This is a genomic window from Tangfeifania diversioriginum (genome assembly GCF_900141875.1).
Taxonomy (GTDB): Bacteria; Bacteroidota; Bacteroidia; order Bacteroidales; family Prolixibacteraceae; genus Tangfeifania; species Tangfeifania diversioriginum.
In genome coordinates this window covers 15198-34069 of record NZ_FQZE01000018.1, presented here as the reverse complement: position 1 = coordinate 34069, position 18872 = coordinate 15198, and the positions used below count along the sequence as shown (strand labels likewise).

The following is an 18872-nucleotide window of genomic DNA, read 5'->3' as shown; positions in this document are numbered from 1 at the left end:
TTCTATTGTTTTTCAATTTTTATCACATGGGTATTTCCGCCAACGGCAACCCGGGCAAAATATAATCCCGGCGTTAATCTGCTGCAATCGATGGTCGTAACAGATTGTCCGGCGGACACCGGGGTGCCTCGTTTCTCAATTAACGTTCTGCCGGTAATATCCGTAATTTTAATTCCAACCTCCCCGGTATTTTGGGTAAATAATGAAATGGTAACTTCTGTTTTTAACGGATTCGGATAAGCATAAATCCGGTCGTCAATCCTGTTAAAACGCAGAACAACCGGATCGTCAATCGTTCCATTCACCGAATTAGCAACAAACGGAATGTTACTGTCTGTTTTTGCGATGACCTGACCGTCTCGTTCAAGTTCAAACGTCACCGGACGGTTTACACTCCCGACAATCGTTATAAAATACCTGGGATTATAGTTGACATAACCGATGGTCGTTTTCGAGCTCAAGTCATTGCCGAGATAAGCCAGGATACGATCGTTTTCCTGCGGTTCAACATCGGTAACGGCCACCATATTCATATTCCCTGCATAATCTCTGTTTACGTATTCGGCTTCGGTCTCCAACGCACCACTTTTTTCACTCATCGACCCCGAACTGTCGGGATATTTCAGGGTGACAGCGGTATTGTTATTACTGAATAGCATGTATCCTTTACCCGGTTTGAGATAAGAAAGGCTTCCCACCCAGCCGATGTTGCCGGAATACATGGCAAAACCTTCCTGTGTTTTAATAATGTCCTCCTCAGTTGCATCGTATCCGGCCAACGCTTCATCAAGCTTCATGCGCACGGCAGGCAGGTAACTGATGTAATTCCACTGGTTCCCTAATACCTCTATACTTTCGGCAGAAGGTGTGATCTTATTCCCGGCCAGGCTGAGTATTTGGCTGACCGATGAAGAAACCTTGTACATCAGTTTATTTCCCAGGGCAATTGAGCTTTCTTCAACCCATTTGCCCTGCACACCTGAATAGTTTGCACTAAGGTTACCTGCTTCGCTTTTAAAGAAATTGGAAGTATCCCATTCCATATCGGCAAGCACTTCGTTTAAACTGTTCAACGCCGGCGATTCAACATTAAAGGAAATCCAGTTCCAACCGGGCGTCAGTTCAATGTTTTGATAAACCATGTTTGCGGCATCAAAAATTTGCGGGACGGAGGGTGTTCCCACCGTGCTGTTATTGGCAAAGTTGATGGATATGCCCGCATCGGCCAGATAAACAAGACCGGTACTTGCATCCCATATTTTAAATACAATCCCTTCGCGACTGGTTGTGTTCGAATAGAGCGTGAGGAAAGCATACCACATGTCGTTGCGCTCTTCGTATTCAACGTTGGCAACACCAATACATTTTCCATCGGCAAACGCGGCAATTTTGTCTTCCGCATCCGTTGAGAAAATATTATTGATGCGCAACTTGGCATACACAGTCATATTGTAATTGAAACCGCCTGGATTTACTGTCCACCCGGGAGTTTCTCCTTTTGCTATAACAGTTATTTCCAACACTTCAGAAACATTATCTCTGTTTGTGAGGTAAATCATTTCGTTGTATGCCCCCACATTGAGGCCTTCATCAATTTCGAAGGTAATATTGATGGAAGAATTCGGTTCAATTGTACCGCGGGAAGGTGTAATTTTCATCCACGACGGCATATTTTCAATATAAAAACTTTCAACTGCGCCGCCTTTATTTACAGCCTGTACCGTAAATATTAAAGGCTCATCAAGGGGTTTGGTCACCATTAAATCAGGATCGCTCCATTTCAACATGTTCTGATCGATGTATGCACTCCAGGTAATTGGTGAGCTGTTTTCATTCCCGTTAACATCCTGAACACCATCGACTGTAAAAGTTACAATGGTTTTTTCTATTTTCTCAGGCGATTCTTCAAGGTAGATGATGAGCGCATCGTTGTTCACAACAAAATCGAATTCGAGGTCGGAAACCGGCCCTTTGTCTTTTACCGGCGGAGTGTCCGAAACCTGCGCAGAATTGTTGGCCTCGGCATCGGGAACCGCATTGGCAGGATCGGCCTGGATTTTCATATCGGCCAGAGTAAAATCGAGCTCCTCAAGTCCCTGCCATTCTTTATAATACTCAAACGGATAATAAGCCAGCAGCCCCATTTCGTTTCCGTTCAGTTTTACATTATTGTAATCCTGAATTTGCTGTTCGTATTTATAAAGGTCCCAAATCCTGACCTCATCAATTGTACCTTCGAAATAGTTATCAAGGATTAATGTGGCGGAAGCACCTTCCTCGTACCATCCGCGGGCACCGATGTACATATATGCCGAAACAATTCCCCCAAGCTCGTCGGAACTGAAATAGTTCACCATGTTGCCATCGATGTATATCTGGCCCCGGCCAATGGTTCGTCCAACGTTCACTGCAAGATGATGCCAGTTATTGTCGAGGTAGTTGCTGTCAACCGTTGAAACAAATCCATTATTTCTGAAGCAAAGCTTTCCGTTCGCGTCAAACTCTATGGAGAACAGGTCCTCTGAACCTCCCAGGTCCTGTCCGTCGCCCCTGCCGTTGGATAACAGGGTGGCATTGGTTTGACCGGGCGCTCCTTTAAACCAAAGTTCGATGGAATAATCCATTGACTCTTTGATAACGGCAGAACTCCCGGTGTTTATCCTGACATAACTGTCGGTTCCGTTCAATTCAATGGCACGTCCTTCAGGGGTGGACCAAATACAGCCATTCATGAGCATGTTTGCTCCGCGGGCATTGTCTTCAGCATAATCCCCCCTGGCGGCATTCATGGGATAACAGGCAAATAATCCCGGTTCGTTACCCGACAGCTTCGCTAAACTTTTTACCTGTAATTCTCCCGAGGTTCGTTCTTTATTCCAGACCCTCACATTATGCATGTATCCGCTGAAAAAACCGTTATCGCTGCTGATGCTTCTGCCGAGGATAAAATTCCCGATTCCGTTGTAAGTTCCCGCAAAAACATTGCTGATGACTTCGCTGAAATTATAATAACCGGTGATATATCCGGTTTTGCTAAAAACAAATGCCACATGCGCCCAGGAACCTGCTTCAAACGGTACGGCATTGTTACTGGTAATTACATTGTCCCCCACCGTTAATTGAAGATGGTTGTCATTTGTAATGGCCATCTCAACCGATTCATTTATGTTTCCCTGGCTGAACAAAACAGCATCCTGTGGAGCATCCGATTTAATCCACATTTCTACTGTAATATCCTTATTCGCCATGTTCTTTTCAAACTCCGTTTCCATAAAATCGTTTATTCCGTCGAAACTGACAGAAACAGAATGATCGGTTTTGGCGCCGTTGCGGATACCGGTTACCTGAAAATTATTTTTGGTTAAAAGGCCATCGGCAATCGGCTCGTTAAAGTTGAGCCGGATATCGTCTTCTATGGTTAAAATGCCGTTCGCCGGCTGGGGACTGCCAAACAAGCGGGGGCGGTACATGTCTTTAATTCCGCTGACCGTTTCCGAGATATTTTCAATGGCTTCGTTGTTAATCACACAAACAGAAACTGCACGCAGATCATAAAATTGGTCTGGCAAGTCATCCATTTTAAGTGTATATTTTATTGTTCCGGCATCAGAAGCATCTATCATTTCAGCATTACCATTTTCCAGGGCATCCAGATAGAGCGTTGAATCGCTGTAATATTTCATAAGAGTTATCCAGCCGTCGTCCGATTGTGCCGAAGATTTGTATTGCAGTTTAATGTGGTTGAAACTGTCGTAGTTTACATCGAACCCACTGATACGAATATCCATGTAGTGTTTATCGACACCGTCAATTGTAACCGTTGGCAGTTTGGTATTATATGTCCAGTTACCGCCCGGCTTTTCCACTTCTACATCGCAACAGGAAGGAGTATAATGAACCGTAAAATTAACGGTATCAACAATGTCGGACTGACATTGCGACTGCAAAATCAATTTTAAATTGTCGTAATTCATCACCGAGCCTTTCCCCACTTCAAGTGTTTTGGTTAGGGTTTCGCCTGCCGGCACCAAAAATTCGCGGCCATTTCCTATGGGGGCACCGTCAACATATAATTTAGCCCCATTGGGATTCGATTCATCGACAATCTTTAAATTGAACCAGTTGTTTTGTTTAATTTCTGAATTATTTCTCAGATAAAGCACAAAATTTGCGCCTTTCCCGGAGGGTACATTTTCAATAAAATCCTGCTCAACAGCAATTTCCGGGACTTCAATCTTTTTTGTTGCCTGGTCAATTACATGTTTCCCCGGCTCATAATATTGTGTAACATTCGCGTCTTCGTAAGGACAGGAAGTGGCCCCGGCCTGTGTTCTGAAAATAAATGTCGGATAAAAATCATCTTCCGGGTTCTCGTTCCCGGTATCACCTTCAGCGTTTTCGTACATTACATCGACACTTAAATAGTCACTTCCACTTTCTGAAAGGACAAATCCTTTGGAATGACTTTCGGTTTCTGCATCCGCAAATTCTCCTCCGTGGGTTGTGGTGAGCGATTCATCAATTGAAAACTTAAAGCCACTTCCCATAATTTTAACATCGGTTTCGGTTTTAAAGTTAGCACCAATCATAATGTCGAATTTCACCGTGCTCGATTCGGTAGTAGAATAGGCTTCAGAATATTCAACCGGAGAGCCCCCCTGGAAAGAATAATTTTGCAGCAGTTCGGCATTTATTTTTGCTTCTTCGTTTGCCTTCAGCTGTTTGTACCAGTTGTTTATAGATTGATTAAGATACAATATAGTGTCGCTGCGTGTAAAATCCATCCGCTCCGGGAAAATCACCTGGTAGCTCGGTCCGTTATAGTCGTCGTTCGGGTCGGGATCAGGCACATTATTAAACGCTACATCCGAATTGGTTTTTCCGAAATTTGGATCGTCAGGAGTCAGGCGTGAAACATAGAAAACAGTGTCCTGCGCATTTGCCAGGTTTTGTAAGGTTGTGATATCGGCCTCTCCTTCCTGCATCAGAAAGTTATCCCTTAATGCTTCCATCTCAGGCAGTAAGCGGTCAACAATATGCGACTGCGGGTATGCGAACAGGGTTGCGAAGGTTTGGGCAATTCCCAGGCCGGTTTGCTTCACTAACAGCCAGTCGCTGACAAGTGGGGTAATATCCCTGAAAACCTCATAAGCCGATATGTTTTTCAAAAATTTTTCTCTTGGAATAATACTCACGCATTCGGTAGAACCATAAGCAATGTTGGTAGAGTAGCCTACAAATACATCCGCATCGGCCCCCACATACGACGGATCGCCACTGGTTTGAAAACGTGTGGTGGTGGTAGTGACAGATTCGGAGGTATTACTTCCTCCCACTGTTTCCTCATGAAGAACCCCAACGGTAAATCCTGTGCTGTTTGTGGCTGATTGAATGGTTCCGGCACCCAAACCGGTAAAAGTAATCAACTCTGTTCCCAGCTTCTGGGTAAACAATTCGGAGCCCGTGTTTGTAGCACTGCCATTGTAAGTGGAAGATTCGGTTACCGTAACTCCTTTTTCAAGATATGAATAGCTGTTGGAACCCGGAGGATCGCGCAAAACCATTAATACCTTGTCGGGCCCCCCGGTCACAAAATCGCGGCCACTTTGAACAGATCCCAGAATAATTCCGGTAAATGCCCCGTCCCAGTTAATAGAGGTTCTATTCTCGTCGTTTCCGTAATATATTTTAGAAGAAATTGCCCGGACAGCAGAAGTCAGCTCAGGATCGGTAACGATAAAACTATAAGTTGCTACCCCTAAACTGTCAGCTTCTACTTCCGAAATCCCGGCAACCGACAAGTTATTGGTAAACTCTACCGTTGCATCCCGGGTTGGAACTTCGTCAGCCGCAACATCTTCTTTTAAAGTCCCGTCGGCGGCATAATATTTATATTCTTCAAATACCTCTGCTTTAAGCGAATACGATTTGTTTTGTGTAAAAACAGGCTTCCCAAGAAGGTAATTGTTATTCGAATACAAATTTATTTCCACATCATCACCCCCTAATGTTTTCATATAATACACCGTATCGCCAAAGTAAGACAATTCCTGCATCCTGCTATCCAGTTGCCGGATACGTACGGTTGGAGCGTAGCGTTTTATAAATTTCTGAGAGGCATTATAAAAAACAGTATCGGAATAACTTGTTTTTTCCCACACTTCGTCAACCAGTGTTGAATCAACATATTCATAAACAATGGAGTTCATTACCAGCCTTTGGGTTAAATTGAGGTCTTCCCCTGAGCCGGGAATATCGTCGTGGCCGGGAACATTCACCCTGACAGTAAATGCCTCAGGAATGACCTCTGCCACAAATTCCCCGGTTTCTGCATTCGGATAAATGGTAATTGTTTCCTGACTGTAAGTTACATCATTTGTTTTGGGCCACCCCTCTCCGCTATTATTCGACGGGAGCAGGTGTTCAAATACTTTTGTAGTATCGCTACTCGAAATAGAATAAGCCGGATTTTTGGTTGTTAACGTAACCGTTACTCCATCGGCCAGGTTATTGGCAGAAAGCGAATGCCCCAAAAGATACGAATCCTGTAATGCACCTCCTGCAACACGCCCTATATATTTTACTTTGGTAATATCGGTCAATTCGAGTCCAAGCACTTCATCCTGGTAGTTCAAATCCACGCCGTAGCTATCTGTTATTTTGCCGCTGTTTTTAAAAACATGATTATCTTTTCTGGCAATCACCTCATGCGACCCAACGGGCACCCGTATTTCAAATTCGCCCTGGGCATCTGTCATCAGTACCGTTCCGTTTTTTCCCATCGCTACTACTCCGTCAATCGTAAAAGATACTCCTTCAACGGGGATGGTACCTCCTTCGTAGGTGACTGTGCCGGTAACTTTAAACGATGATTTATCGGTAAAATTTACAGTGAAACTTTCGGATCCTTCGCCAATAAACCGCACTTCTTCCTCTGGTTCGAACTGATGAATACCCAAACGTGGAATAATAGTATAAACCGTTCCGTTTCCGCTGTAAGGAATGGCGCGGATGGAATAGGAGCCATCTGCTCCGGTTACGCCTTTGTAACCAAGCTGTTCGCTTGTTGGAATACGTATATCAGTTGAAACAGCGCCATTTAATTTCCCGTGGTTTTCGTTATAATTACTGTTTTTATAAGACCGATCGTAAAAATTTCCATCCGTCACATAATTAAAATTCCAGTAGGCAATCAGCCCTTTTTCCCCTCCTGTCAGGTAGCGGTTATAATCCCGCGCCACCTCTTTTGCAGACAGGGGCCGGTTCCAAATCCTGACCTCGTCGATGGCCCCGGTAAAGTTTTCACCAAGGGTCGCCTGGTTAGTATTTCCGCTGATGGTTTCATTATTCAGGGTACTGTCGGTCCGTTCCCCGTTAACATAAATAAAAAGACTGTCACCACTATTGACTCCCGTAACATGCACAAAATCGGCTCCTGCCCGGTATTCACTCACGGAGCCGGAAGAACTGATCTCCTGGCTCCCAACAGAAAAATAGAAGTTCCCGTCCTTCATTCCCAGCTCAGCCATTCCCGGCTTCGAGAATATTTTTCGTGTACCGATTACGTCATCGGGGGCAATCCATGCCTGAACCGTGAACGAATCGGTGTTATTCTCGAAAAATGATTCATTGTTGATTGTTGCCGGGCTGGTTGCGTCAAACTCTGTGCTTTTGCCCATTATCCCCTCTTCTTCGCTTTCAAGCCGTACTTCAACATTTTCTTCAGCCTGCCCGCTTTCGAAGGTTACACGTCCGTAAATATCGCCCGTTGGTGTACGGAAACCGTAGGTATATAGCGTATCGGTATAAATGGTTACATCGGCACAATTGGTAACCCCTACAATTTGATATTCATATACGGTTCCAGGGCCCGATTGTTCATCGTTAAACTGGTACAGTTCAGAGCCATCGGTAGCGGTAATTTGCTGAATTTGTTTAAACGAATTTCCTGATTGGTATTCCCTGCTTTTTACCGTAAAATAATCAATCGGCATTCCGTCAGTCTCCCACGACAATTCAGTACGATCCGAGAAATAGCCCTTTGAAGCATTTATAGCGAGTAGGTTCCCCGATTCCAGCGGCACTATTTCCCCCTGCACTGATATGGCTTCCTGGGTTGTATATTTTGGACTTCCGGGTTTTACATAAATTTTATAGGTGAACTTGTTGCACATCTGGAAAAGCTCCTCAGAATAAGAACGGTTTGGAAGAGAATCTGCCGGAACAGTTATGGTCTCCTTTACTCCTCCGTTGGTAATATTGTAACGTTCAATAATCACGCTCGAACCGTCTGTCCATACATTACCACTGTCGTAATTCCATGTTATTTTTGAAAAATTTCCATCCAGTAACTGTACGCTGGCATTTTCAATTTTTTTATGGGCCATGGAAAAATTAATGGTGGCTGTACTGCATAAATCCCAGCCCCATTCATTCTGTGTCTTTGTGCGCCGAATCCGGTAATAATAGGTTCCGTTCAGATTCTCTTCTGACGTTTCATCAATAATATCATAATTGCTTCTTGCTACATCGTATCCAACTTTTGCTACGCTTACCGGATTATTGAATTCAGCATTATCAGCCCGCTGTATTTCGAACTGGTCGCCGGTGACGGGAGAATTCCCCAAACCGGATGTATTTACATTCCATGTTACGGAGGTATTCCCGTTGGCCAGTTGCGAAGCCGTAAAATTTTTTGCCTGCGGATAGGCCGGCAGTTTAATGGTATTTGCTTTCTCCATTGTACGGTTGCAATAGCCAAGGGTGTAACGTATAGTTACCGTTTTGGTTTGTTCGGTTTCTGCAATGTTTACCGGTATCACAGCAGAACCCGCATTCAAATCACTGAAGTTAATTCCGTCAATAGAATATTCATACCCTGCATAAACTCCCGTGGAAGAAATCGTTGCTGTAATGTCATATTTTCCAGGTGAAGACGAAAATGACGAGGATAAACTGGGTGTCGGAAATGTTAACCCGGAAAAACTATGGGAGGTACTGGTTTCTCCATAATCGGCTCCACCGTCTTCATCCACGTAATAACTCACCCCCACTTCTAGCGTACCATCGTCAAGAAGCCAAGTGGGTAAACAGACCCGGATTTGTGCCCAGGTTGTACTTCCATCTTTCGTTATATCAACCTGGGTATAAGTGGACGAACTGTAAGAAGAAGTGACTGCAGAAACTGACTTCCAGTAATCAGTACCCGACGTTCTGTAAATATTTACATCCACATCCGAACGGGTCCGGTGCGCCCTAACCCAATACCAGTCGTCATCTCCCTGCGGATCACCCGCGCCATGAAACGACCAAAAACGGAGAAGCGTATTGTTATTCACTTTTATTTTCCCTGCCCGTGTGCTGGTCGGTGTAATCCCCTCGTCATTCGCGTCATCATCGTAGATTGGTATTTTCAGATAGATGTAACCGTTTTTTAAATCGTTGGCATTCATTGTGACCTTGTCGGCAGATATTCTCTGGGCATGAACTTGTCCTAAACTTATAAAAAACAGGCACACTGCTATCCCTAAAGTTTTATATAAACCGGTCCAAGAAGGGGGCATTTTTTGCAATTTCATAATAAGCTGGTTTTTTGTAAAAAAAAACATAAGAATGTAAAAAACAAATGACCAAATTCGGTCATTTTTCATAATTTTCAAACAAGTGAAAAGGTATAGATGTAACGAAATAAATCGGCCGTAGATTTTATTTCCAGTTTATGCCTGATGTGTTTTCGATGGTTGTCGATAGTGTGCTTTGAAATGTATAATATTTTGGCAATTTCATTCCTCGATTTACCTGCACCAATCAATCGTAAAATTTCTATCTCACGGTTGGTTAACGATGCAAATTTTTTATAATTGTTCCGGATAAATTCATTCCGTTCAATAAAACGGTTTATAATTTTTGTACCATTCCCCAAATTATCTACCGGGATATTATATGTTAAAAAACACTGGAAGCTACTCCACCACTGTGTAAAACAAATAAAATCGCGATATTCTGATTTTTCAGTCTTTCGAATTTTCTGAATATATAAAAAGAACTTTTGTTCGTCATCCCGTTCTGCGGAGTCAACAATTTCCTCCACCTTATTTTTCCATTCCGCGAAACAGTAGTGTTCCCTGAAAAATTGAATGTCCTTACCAATTATTTCGTTGGGTGACAACCCAAAATAATCGGAAAAATTATTGTTTACATAAATCATTTGAAATGTGTCAGTGCAATTAAAATGCGCAAAACCGGGCATACTCTCAGCAAAATAAATGAATGCGCCACCACGCTGTTTTTTTTCCGGGAGGATAAAGTCTCGTTGAAGTGATTCTACAAGTTCCGAATTTGAAAAGTACATAGATTAGGTAATAAGAATATTCTAATTGCCGAAAGTACATATTTTAACAGAAAGCAACGAGCAGATAGAAGTATTTTTATTGTTAAATTTCCCCTGGTCAAAACTTTTAAAGGAGGGACATTGTACCTTATACCGGCTTCAAAATGGGCAGGATTCAAAGTAAAAATACTGGAGATGTCCAAGAAAAAGAAGAAAAGAAAAAAAAAAGGGATTCCATCATTTCTGATAAAATCCCCGCTTTGGTGAACCTGGCGGGACTCGAACCCACAACCTCCTGATCCGTAGTCAGGTGCTCTATCCAATTAAGCTACAGGTCCATATTTTTAAGAACGTCTTCCTTTTTCAGACTGCTTCAAACAAGCCGTTGACATGTTATAAAAGCGGGTGCAAATATAATACTTTTTAAGAAATAGCAGCAAATTTCAAAAAATGTTAATCGTACTTTTCCATTTTATCTTCAATGGTAACGCCGTTTTGAAAGTCAACCTGAATTTTCAGATTGGTTAACATCTTTTGAGTACCAGCTTTTTGGCAGGCATCGTGAATTGTTTCAAGCAAAATGGGCAATTCGTTGTAGGTACATTCCACCACTGTTTCAAACGGACACACCCTGTATTTCAAACCGGTATTCCGGATGGCTTCAATGGCCTCATCAACAAGCGAATATTTAATTTTTCCGTCGGCTTCGGGCAAAACCTGGATGGCGACATTAACTGTTTTCTTCTTCCATTCCATCACCTAAGTTTAAATTTTCACTTTGATTTAACATTTGAATAATTTCACCGCGCGATAAAACTTTTACGTTGGTAATTACCATGTCGTCGTTGAGGAAGTTGCCGTATTGGTTACATTCGACTACCACATTGTTAAACAGCTTTTTGATGTCGGCTTTCAGCGGCAATAAAATGAGCGAGGTTGAAAAGCCCTCGAAAAAATCGATGGATTCAAATTCTCCGTCATTGTCTTTCAGTTCAAAAATAAGCTCATCCTTTACCAGTTTTTGCTGTGTGGCGTTAAGCATGTTGTTTCTGTCGCGGTTAATAAATACCACATAGTAACGTAGTTTTTTTCCTTTACCGCCCAAACCGGTAGAGATGAAAACCTGCTTTTCGTCGAGCAGCGAACTTTTCAGCAACATCCGGCTCTCCTGCAGGGCAAGCACTGCCCAGTTGCGCAGTTCTTTATCCGGTTCTTCAAGGTATTTTTCAATGGTACGGTAGGCTTTCACCTCGTCAACAGCGGCAATGGCCGATAAAATTTCTTTTTTCCGTTCCTCAGTTGTTTCAGCATGAAACAACTCCTCCCGGTTTTCAAAACACTCCTTTCCAATATTTTTTTCCCTGATCTCCTTTGAAAACTCGAAGTATTTCATCTGATCCTTGATGTCAATCTGCTCCTCCAGGATACTGAAATCTCCGGGTAAATCCTCAATCGCCTTCTGTATGTCCTTATAGTATTTATCTTCTTCCATTCAAACAGTTTAAACAACAAAAATAACCACTTGTTGCGATTATAAGAAAATTTAAACCTATTTTAAATAGAGGGATTTTAAATATATTTGTACGCTTATTTTTATTTAAATTAAATACGAAAAAGAGAAGGGACTGAAGAGTTTGAAGTTAAGCGAAGTAAAACATAGTGAAACAGTAATAATAACCAAAGTACTCGGGCACGGATCATTCAGAAAACGCATTACTGAAATGGGTTTTGTGAAGGGGAAAGAGGTGAAGGTGATAAAAAATGCCCCCTTCAAAGGACCGTTCGAATTTAAAATACTCGATTATAACGTATCGTTAAGAAAATCGGAAGCCGAATTGATTGAAGTGGTGCCGGTGAGCGAATTTGATGCTTCGCAAAACGGCACATACAAAGGGGTAATCGACCGGAAAATCAAACTGATTAACCAGTCGGAAAGAACCCGCACCATAAACATTGCCCTGGTTGGCAATCCCAACTGCGGAAAAACCACACTCTTCAATTCCATTTCGGGTGCAAAAGAAAAGGTGGGGAACTACACCGGTGTTACGGTTGACATAAAAAAAACAACATTCAATGTAAAAGGTTACACCTTCAATTTTTATGATTTACCCGGAACATACAGTTTAACGGCGTACTCCAAAGAGGAAATATTTGTTCGTGAATTTATTTATGAGCAAACGCCCGATTTGGTAATTAACGTAATTGATTCCACCAAACTGGAGCGGAACCTGTTCCTTACCACCCAGCTCATCGACATGGATTTACGCATTGTTGCCGCCCTTAACATGTACGATGATCTGGAGCGCAAAAAAATGAAGTTTGATTACAAGGGGCTTTCGCGTTTAATGGGAATTCCGTTTATCCCAACCATCAGCTCAAAAGGAATTGGACACGATGAGCTCTTCGACAAAGTAATTGAAGTTTTTGAAGGAAGAGATACTATCAGCCGGCATGTGCACATTAATTACGGGAGCGACCTGGAAGATTCGATTCAGTGTATCCGTCAAAAAATAAAAGAAGTTAAGCCGGTTACCGATAAAATATCGTCGCGTTTTCTGGCCATTAAACTTTTGGAGCGTGATAAACATGTAACAGAATTGCTTTCAGATTACTCTAACTTCGCGGAAATAAAAAACATCACCGAAACGGAGATCAGTAAAATTGAAGGACTCCGGAATGAAGACAGCGAAACAGTTATTACCGATGCCAAATATGGTTTTATTGCCGGGGCCCTGAAAGAAACGTTTAAAAATCCGTTCAGAAAACAAAAAACAGGATCAGAAAGAATTGACAGTGTTCTCACCCACAAGTACTGGGGACTACCCATTTTTGGGGCCATCCTGTTCATTATGTTTTATACCACATTTAATTTGGGTGCCTTCCCCATGAACTGGATTGACGCAGGAGTAATGGAACTTGGCAATTTCATTTCGGGTATTATGCCCGATGGAATACTCAAAGATTTACTGGTTGATGGGGTCATTGCCGGGGCAGGCAGCGTTCTTGTGTTTCTGCCCAATATCCTTATACTTTTCTTCTTTATTTCATTGCTCGAGGAATCGGGTTATATGGCACGTGCTGCTTTTTTAATGGATAATATTATGCACCGTTTCGGGCTGCACGGGCGGTCATTTATCCCGCTGGTGATGGGATTTGGTTGCAATGTCCCGGCCATTTTGGCCACACGCACATTACGTAACCGCGGCGACCGGCTGCTGACCATGTTGATCATTCCGTTCATGTCGTGCAGCGCACGGTTGCCGGTTTACATACTTATAATTTCAGCATTCTTCGATAAATTTCAATCACTCATTCTAATAGGAATTTACGCCGCAGGGATATTTTTTGCATTTTTTACTTCGCAAATCCTGAATAAAACGGTTTTCAAAAACAAAGAAACCCCTTTTGTAATGGAGCTTCCCTCTTACCGCATGCCCACAGTCCGAAATATTATTTACCACATGTGGGACAAAACCAGGCACTATCTGAAAAAAATCGGGACAATAATATTAATCGGGGTAGTTATTATTTGGTCATTGGGCTATTTCCCGCGCGAAACCGAAAAAAACCAGCAGGTTAAACATGAAATTGAAATTGTTAAAGCCAATACCCAGCTGGATGAAGAATTAAAACAGGAAAATATTGCCAGCCTTGAACAACAGCTGAAAGCAGAACAGCTTTACGGGTCTTACCTCGGGCAACTCGGACATGTAATTGAACCTGTCATGCGCCCCCTCGGTTTCGACTGGAAAATGAGTATCAGCCTGCTGGCCGGGTTGCCTGCCAAAGAAATAGTGGTAAGCACAATGGGTGTTTTATACCAGTCGGGCGATGCTGACTCTTCGGTTAATCTTCAGCAAAAACTAAGGGACGAAGTGCACACCACCGGAAAAAACAAAGGGCAGAAAGTTTTTACTCTTCCCGCCGCACTCGCCTTTTTAATTTTCATCCTGATCTATTTCCCCTGCGTGGGTGTTGTGGCTACCATAAAAAATGAGGCAGGCTCGTGGAAATGGGCTGCCTTTGTTGTTTTATATACCACATCGCTGGCATGGATTACCGCTTTTGCAGTTTACAATGTAGGGAATTTATTGAGCTGAAATGACACAGGAAATCATTACATATCTGATAGTGGCAGCAGCCTTTTTGTTTGCTTTCTGGAAGTTTTACAAAAAATTCAGTAAAAAGAAACCTGCTGATAAGTTGAATAATGAACAACAGCAAAAACAAAACAATTGCTCAATTTGTACGGAAGAATGCATTTTGCGCGACCAGTCAGCATCACCCCCGGATAACGCTGATTTTTGCAATAAAACATTCACTGAAAAAAATTAAAGTGCCTTCAGGTTATTAATGGTTGCTTCCGGATTTTCGGACGAAAACACAAAACTACCTGCCACCAAAACATTGGCACCGGCATCGAACAGTTTTTTTCCGGTTTCGTATTTCACGCCCCCGTCAACTTCAATAAGGCAATCTGAATTTGATTGTTCAATCAGGTTGCGGAGCTGGCTGACTTTCTTATAAGTGTTGGAAATAAATTTTTGTCCGCCAAACCCCGGGTTAACCGACATCAGTAAAACCATATCCAACTCACCAATTATGTCTTCCAGAACGGCCACCGGAGTGTGCGGGTTCAAACATACACTGGCTTTCATTCCGTGTTCTTTTATCAGATTAACGGTGCGGTTCAAATGGTTGCAAACTTCGTAATGCACGGTTAAATAATCAGCTCCGGCATCAGCAAAATCTGCAATAAATTTATCCGGATCGATAATCATCAGATGAACATCCAGTGGTTTGCGGGCCACTTGCTTCAACTGGGATATGACGGGGATTCCAAATGAAATATTAGGCACAAAAACGCCGTCCATCACATCGCAATGCACAAAATCAGCTTCGCTGTGGTTAATGACTTCAATGTCTTTTTCAAGGTTATTAAAATTAGCTGCAAGAATGGAGGGAGCTATCAAATGTTTCATGAAAAAATTTAATTATTGCCCGAGGTATGCTTTAAGCAAACGGTTCCGGTATTGGTTTCTTAACTTTTTTATGGCTTTTTCTTTTATCTGCCGCACGCGCTCTCGGGTTAACCCAAATACATCGCCAATTTCTTCCAGCGTATGTGGCTGGTAACCTTTTAAACCAAAATAGCAACGGAGAATTTCTGCTTCCCTGTCGCACAGGGTGGACAGTGAGCGCTCAATTTCCTGACGAAGTGAACTGTTCATCAATTCTGAGTCGGGACTGGGCGAATCGTCATTCAGCATCACATCGTACATGTCGTTCGCTTCCTCATCGCGCAGCGGGGCATCCATTGAAACATGAATATTCGAAAAATTCATGGCATCCTCAATCAGCTCTGGTTTCGATTCCATCAGGGTGGCCACCTCGTCGGAAGTGGGTTCGCGTTGGAACTCCTGTTCCAGCTTATTAAATGCTTTGTTGATTTTGTTGATGGAACCGATTTTGTTTAGCGGAAGCCGAACTATGCGTGCCTGTTCGGCCAGTGCCTGTAGAATAGATTGCCGAATCCACCAAACGGCGTAGGAAATAAATTTAAACCCCCGGGTTTCGTCAAAGCGCTCGGCGGCTTTTATCAGCCCCAGGTTTCCTTCATTAATCAAATCGGGTAAACTCAGTCCCTGGTTTTGGTACTGTTTTGAAACTGAAACCACAAATCGAAGGTTGGCTTTAATGAGTGTTTCAAGGGCTTCACTGTCTCCTTTTTTGATTCGTTTGGCTAGTTCAACCTCTTTTTCTGCCGACAACAACTCCACCTTTCCAATTTCGTGCAAGTACTTGTCCAGCGACAATGTATCGCGGTTAGTTACTTGTTTGGTAATTTTAAGTTGTCTCATAAACCTGGTTTTATCTCAAAAAAAGTTAGCTAAAAATATATATCGTTTTGATAATCACCAAAAAATAAATACATTTTAGTAATACTATACGAAAAATAACCTTTCTGGTTAAGAAAACATGCGTGTTTTATGAATGTTCAGGTAATTTTTGATTAAAATTTTCCGGGAAGAAGATATTTTTTAAAATCCTGAAAATCATTACCAAGTTTTTTAACCTGCTTGTCTTCCTTTAAGAATGAAGCAAGCCGCTGCGGAATTTCCATATTGGATGCACCAACCACCTGAGCAACAGTTTCGGTAAATTTTGCGGGATGGGCAGTTTCAAGGAAAACACCTGTTTGATTGGGCTGTAGAAAATCAGCCAGTGCCTGGTAACCACAGGCACCATGCGGGTCGCACAAATAGCCGGTTTGGCTGAATACATTTTTTATCGTTTCCCTGATTTGCTCATTGGAATAGCGGAAACCTTTCAATACCGAAGAAATTTTTTCATGCGAATGCTTGAACAAATCGAGTATCCGGGCAAAATTACTGGGTGCCCCAACATCCATGGCGTTGGCAATGGTTTCAACCGAAGGGCGCGGGTTATACTCACTGGTTTTCAGGTATTCGTAAACCACATCGTTTTGGTTGTTGGCCGCCAGGAACTGCGCTACAGGAAGCCCCATTTCGCGGGCAAACAACCCCGCGGTGAGGTTGCCGAAATTGCCGCTGGGGACCGAAACTACAAGATCTCTGTTTTCAAGAACACCTTTTTCTTTCAGCCGTGCATACGCATTGAAATAGTAAAAAGCCTGCGGAAGAAAACGTGCTACATTGATGGAGTTGGCCGAAGTAAGCATCAACTTTTTATTCAACTCCTCATCCAAAAAGGCAGTTTTCACCAGGCGCTGGCAGTCGTCGAAAGTACCGTCCACTTCAAGCGCGGTAATATTTTGACCAAGCGTGGTGAACTGCGACTCCTGTATTTTACTCACTTTTCCTTTAGGATAGAGCACATGTACATGGATTCCTTCCACTCCGAGAAACCCGTTGGCTACGGCGCTGCCCGTATCGCCCGAGGTAGCCACCAACACGTGCACCTGTTTTTGATTATCTCCCAGAAAATAGCTGAGCAGACGCGCCATAAAGCGGGCACCCACATCTTTAAACGCCAGTGTTGGCCCGTGAAACAGTTCCAGAGAATAAATATCATCTGTGATTTTCACCACCGGGCAATCGAATGCGAGCGTATCGTAAACAATCTCTTTCAAACTAACTTCGTCCACATCTTCGCCAAAAAATTTCTTTGCTACTTCGAAGGCAATTTCCTGAAAAGAGAGGTGTTGAATATTATCAAAAAATGAAGGTTCGATTTTTTCAATCCGTCCGGGCATAAACAACCCGTTGTCGGCCGCCAGTCCTTTTACCACTGCTTGTTTCAGGGTTACTGATGGCGTCTTTTTATTGGTGCTGTAATACATCATAATTCCAAAAACTTTCGAATAAACTCATCGTCCTTCAGCAAACCGTACGAACCGTTCTGGACACTGAATTCATCGTACACTGCCACCTCATCGGGTTCAATACCGGGTTTGTACACCAGAAATGGTACCGGTTCTCGGGTATGGGTTTTCAGAGCGCAGGGTGTAGGATGATCGGGCAAAATGGCAATGGCCACGGGCTCGTCCATTTTTTGGGTTTCTTCCAGAATGTATTTTATCACCCGCTGGTCGAGGAACTCAATGGTTTTTGTTTTTAGTTCCACATCTCCTTCGTGGCCAGCTTCATCACTTGCCTCGATGTGCAGGTAAACAAAATCGTTCGTTTTTAATGCCTCCACGGCTGCCCGGGCTTTCCCTTCGTAGTTGGTATCGTACAAACCGGTGGCACCTTCCACTTTAATCACTTCCATGCCGGCATACACGCCAATTCCCTGGATTAAATCGACTGCCGAAATTACGGCCGATTTTTCAATTCCAAACATCTCTTTCAGCGTGGGCATTTTCGGTTTGTTGCCCGGCGACCACGGCCAGATGCTGTTAGCTACTGGCTTTACGCTTTTCCGGCGTTTTTTGTTCACCGGGTGGTTTGTCAGAATTTCCTGTGACTTCAGGATTAATTCGTTCAGTTTGCGTGCGGTTTCAATCCCTTCTTTCGTCTTTTCAATTATCAAAACATCCTTGAACGGGGCTCCCTGCACATCATGGGGAGGGGTGCAGTTAATATTTTTGTCGCCCCCTTTCACCACCAGCAGGTGACGGTAGGAAACTCCCGGGTAAAATTTCACCTGATTATCGCCCAGCTTTTCATTCAGAAAATGAATCAGTTCAGCTGCCTCCCCGGTAGAAATGTGCCCGCCTGAATGGTTTTCCAAAATACCGTTTTCAATGGTGAGCAAATTGCAGCGCATGGCCAGGTCACCGGGTTGTAGTTCAACGCCCATGCTGGCAGCCTCGAGCACGCCACGGCCATCGTAAACCTTTTGCACATCGTAGCCCAGAACGGCCATGTTAGCAATTTCGCTGCCCGGATGCATGGTTTCGGGAACTGTACTCAACCGCCCGGTTTGTCCGTTTCTGGCCAGCCAGTCGATATGTGTTTTCCGGGCCATTTGGAGGGGCGTTTTCCCGCCAAAATCCTCCAGCGGTTCATCGGCCATTCCATCGCCAAGTATAATTAAGTGCTTCATAATCATTCAG

Annotated in this window: 9 protein-coding genes and 1 tRNA gene; 1 reads left to right on the top strand and 9 read right to left on the bottom strand. The window is 43.2% G+C overall.

All coding sequences use genetic code 11. The features are described from left to right. Positions 1-2 precede the first annotated feature (2 nt). The 5 genes from BUC07_RS12145 to BUC07_RS12125 all read right to left on the bottom strand — a co-directional run bounded on the left by BUC07_RS12145 (position 3) and on the right by BUC07_RS12125 (position 11822). Complete coding sequence (locus BUC07_RS12145) at positions 3-9578, bottom strand: T9SS type A sorting domain-containing protein (RefSeq protein WP_175552528.1); 9576 nt, start codon at positions 9576-9578, stop codon at positions 3-5. 77 nt (positions 9579-9655) lie between these two features. After that, positions 9656-10351, bottom strand: a complete 696-nt coding sequence (locus BUC07_RS12140) for a response regulator transcription factor (protein ID WP_073169809.1) — start codon at positions 10349-10351, stop codon at positions 9656-9658. A gap of 240 nt (positions 10352-10591) precedes the next feature. Beyond that, positions 10592-10668, bottom strand: a tRNA-Arg gene (locus BUC07_RS12135). 115 nt (positions 10669-10783) lie between these two features. After that, on the bottom strand, positions 10784-11086 hold the full coding sequence (locus tag BUC07_RS12130; protein ID WP_073169807.1) for a thiamine-binding protein: 303 nt from the start codon (positions 11084-11086) through the stop codon (positions 10784-10786). Beyond that, on the bottom strand, positions 11061-11822 hold the full coding sequence (locus BUC07_RS12125; protein WP_073169805.1) for a hypothetical protein: 762 nt from the start codon (positions 11820-11822) through the stop codon (positions 11061-11063). The genes BUC07_RS12130 and BUC07_RS12125 overlap by 26 nt, the downstream gene beginning before the upstream one ends. Positions 11823-11964: 142 nt before the next feature. On the opposite strand from BUC07_RS12125, the gene feoB reads away from it, so the two are divergent. After that, a complete protein-coding gene (feoB, locus tag BUC07_RS12120; RefSeq protein ID WP_073169802.1) occupies positions 11965-14430 on the top strand; it encodes a ferrous iron transport protein B in 2466 nt (821 codons plus the stop codon). A 231-nt stretch (positions 14431-14661) separates the two neighbouring features. Here the strand turns inward: feoB and rpe are convergent, their stop codons facing one another. The 4 genes from rpe to BUC07_RS12095 form a co-directional block, all read right to left on the bottom strand. Continuing rightward, positions 14662-15312 (bottom strand): ribulose-phosphate 3-epimerase, encoded by a 651-nt coding sequence (gene rpe, locus BUC07_RS12110; RefSeq protein WP_073169797.1) that lies wholly within the window; start codon positions 15310-15312, stop codon positions 14662-14664. Positions 15313-15324: 12 nt separating this feature from the next. After that, a complete protein-coding gene (locus BUC07_RS12105; protein ID WP_073169795.1) occupies positions 15325-16191 on the bottom strand; it encodes a sigma-70 family RNA polymerase sigma factor in 867 nt (288 codons plus the stop codon). A 152-nt stretch (positions 16192-16343) separates the two neighbouring features. Beyond that, the gene (gene thrC / locus BUC07_RS12100; RefSeq protein ID WP_073169793.1) at positions 16344-17657 is read right to left on the bottom strand and encodes a threonine synthase; all 1314 of its coding nucleotides are present in this window, start codon (positions 17655-17657) and stop codon (positions 16344-16346) included. Then, positions 17654-18862, bottom strand: a complete 1209-nt coding sequence (locus BUC07_RS12095; RefSeq protein ID WP_073169937.1) for a cofactor-independent phosphoglycerate mutase — start codon at positions 18860-18862, stop codon at positions 17654-17656. The genes thrC and BUC07_RS12095 overlap by 4 nt, the downstream gene beginning before the upstream one ends. Between the last annotated feature and the right edge of the window lie 10 nt (positions 18863-18872).